Raw genomic sequence first — 2,043 nt, 5'->3', positions numbered from 1 at the left:
CGGTTTCCGGGCTTGCCGGATAGCAAATAACTTGTATTAGACCCCCTTTTGGGCGGCTGTTTTTTAACAGTCGCCCTTTTTCTATCCCCAAATTTAGTGTGCGTTTTAGAGTGGAAAATCCCCTGTTTTTTTGCCTGTGGGCGGCGAAAGTGAAACCGCCCATATTCTTTCCCTCATGGGAGGCGGGGTGGTGATACAGGGGCGAAAATCCGCCGAAACGAACACTTTTCAAAACCGAAGGAAGGAGGTATCCAACATGGCGGTATTCCGCATTGAGAAAACCCGTGATTATACGGTGATGTCCAACCACCACCTGCGGGACAAGTCGCTCTCGCTGAAAGCGAAGGGCCTTCTCTCCCTCATGCTCTCCTTGCCGGAGGAATGGGACTATACCACCAAGGGGCTGGCTCGGATCTGCAAAGATGGCGTTGACAGCATCTGCGCCGGGGTGCGGGAGCTGGAGGAACACGGCTATGTGATCCGCCAGCGGGTTCGCAACGCAAACGGTCAGCTCGGCGCCATCGAGTACACGATCCTGGAGCAGCCCAGACCGCCGGAACCTAAACCGGGAAAACCTGAACGGGAAAATCCAGTCTTGGATAATCCTGAACAGGCTTCCCCTGTCTTGGGAGAACCTGAACAGGAAAATCCCGCACAATTAAATACTAAAGAATCAAGTAAAGATAAATCAAAAAAAGATTTATCAAGTACGGAAGGATCAAATCCTATCCTATCAAGCCCCCAAACCCCCAGGGGCTCGGATAGGGCCGGACGGGATTGGATGCAGGAGCGAGAGAGCTATCGGGAATTGATTTTGGAGAACATCGAGTATGACATCCTCGTACAGAATGAGCGCCTGGACCGTGACCGGCTGGATGAACTTGTGGAGCTCATGGTGGACACGGTTTGCTCCCATCGGGAGATGATCCGCATTGCCGGGGACGACTATCCGGCGGAGGTGGTCAAATCCCGGTTCCTGAAGCTGAACAGTTCCCACATCGAGTATGTGCTGGACCGTATGCGGGAGAACACCACCTATGTCCGTAACATCAAGAAATATCTGCTGGCTGCCCTGTATAACGCTCCGGCCACCATCGACAGCTACTACACTTCCCTGGTGAGCCACGATATGTACGGCAGCGGAGAACGGAGGTGATGTGAGTGCAGGAAGAAATCACGCAGCGGACGGTATCCCTCTCGGTGGAGGCCGGCAAGATGACGGCGGACCTGCTCCAAAAGGCTGTGAAAAAGGTGCTGGAGGAGATGCAGAAAAAGCCCTCCCAGCGCACCCTCCACCAGGGAAAACAGACCCTGCACCAGCTCAAACAGCATGGGGCCTCCCTGACCAACATCGAGATCACCGAACAGAACATCAAGGCGTTTTCCGTGGTGGCGAAAAAGTATGACATCGACTATGCCCTGAAGAAGGACCCCACCACGGAGCCCCCGCATTACTATGTGTTTTTCAAGGCGAAGGATAAGGACCAGCTCCAGCCGGCCTTCAAGGAATTCACCGCCATGACCCTGGATCGGGAGAAGCGCCCCACCATCCGGGAGCGGCTGACCCAGGCTCAGGAACAGTCCAAGACCAAACACCGGGAACGGGAGAAGGTCAAGACCAAGGACCGGGAGGTGACGCGATGACCGATAAGCTGAAAAAGCAGCTCATCCTCAATCTTCCGTATCTCGTCTTTGTGTATCTCGTTGACAAGCTCTGCCAGGGCGTGCGGCTGGCTCCTGGGGCTGACGCATCGGAGAAGCTGCTCCATATCGGGCAGGGCTTTTCAGCGGCCTTTGCAAGTCTGGCACCCAGTTTCCATCTGCTGGACCTGTGTGTGGGCGCCGCCGGCGCGGTGCTGATCCGGCTGGTGGTCTACTCCAAGGGTAAAAACGCCAAGAAATATCGCCGCGGCATCGAGTACGGGAGTGCCCGTTGGAGTGCATAATTTTAAGTGTAAAGGACACCTACATGGACGCACAGGAGGTTATGCACATGACTGATTATAGCAAAATTACCGCCCTTTACTCCCGCCTTTCCGTGGG

At 54.8% G+C, this 2,043-nt stretch carries 2 protein-coding genes and 1 pseudogene; all 3 read left to right on the top strand.

Going from position 1 to position 2,043, the window contains the following annotated elements; translation table 11 throughout:
• Positions 1-256 precede the first annotated feature (256 nt).
• Positions 257-1,156 carry a DUF6017 domain-containing protein gene (locus tag B5F88_RS19220; protein WP_087937025.1) on the top strand — a complete coding sequence of 300 codons (900 nt, stop codon included), beginning with the start codon at positions 257-259 and terminating at the stop codon, positions 1,154-1,156.
• Positions 1,157-1,161: 5 nt separating this feature from the next.
• Positions 1,162-1,644: a PcfB family protein gene (locus B5F88_RS19215; protein ID WP_087937024.1), complete on the top strand. Its 483-nt coding sequence runs from the start codon at positions 1,162-1,164 to the stop codon at positions 1,642-1,644.
• Positions 1,641-1,937, top strand: a pseudogene (locus B5F88_RS19210) (recombinase); the annotation flags it as partial. The gene B5F88_RS19215 and the pseudogene B5F88_RS19210, both read left to right, overlap by 4 nt.
• Positions 1,938-2,043: the final 106 nt, after the last annotated feature.

The organism is Flavonifractor sp. An306 (assembly GCF_002159455.1).
GTDB lineage: Bacteria > Bacillota > Clostridia > Oscillospirales > Oscillospiraceae > Flavonifractor.
Note: the sequence above shows the minus strand (reverse complement) of the source record. Positions and strands in the feature narration are given on the sequence as shown.

What these genes read in the sequence shown, in the direction of transcription:
- B5F88_RS19220 (WP_087937025.1), top strand. Translation starts at nt 257, where the DNA reads ATGGCGGTATTCCGCATTGAGAAAACCCGTGATTATACGGTGATGTCC.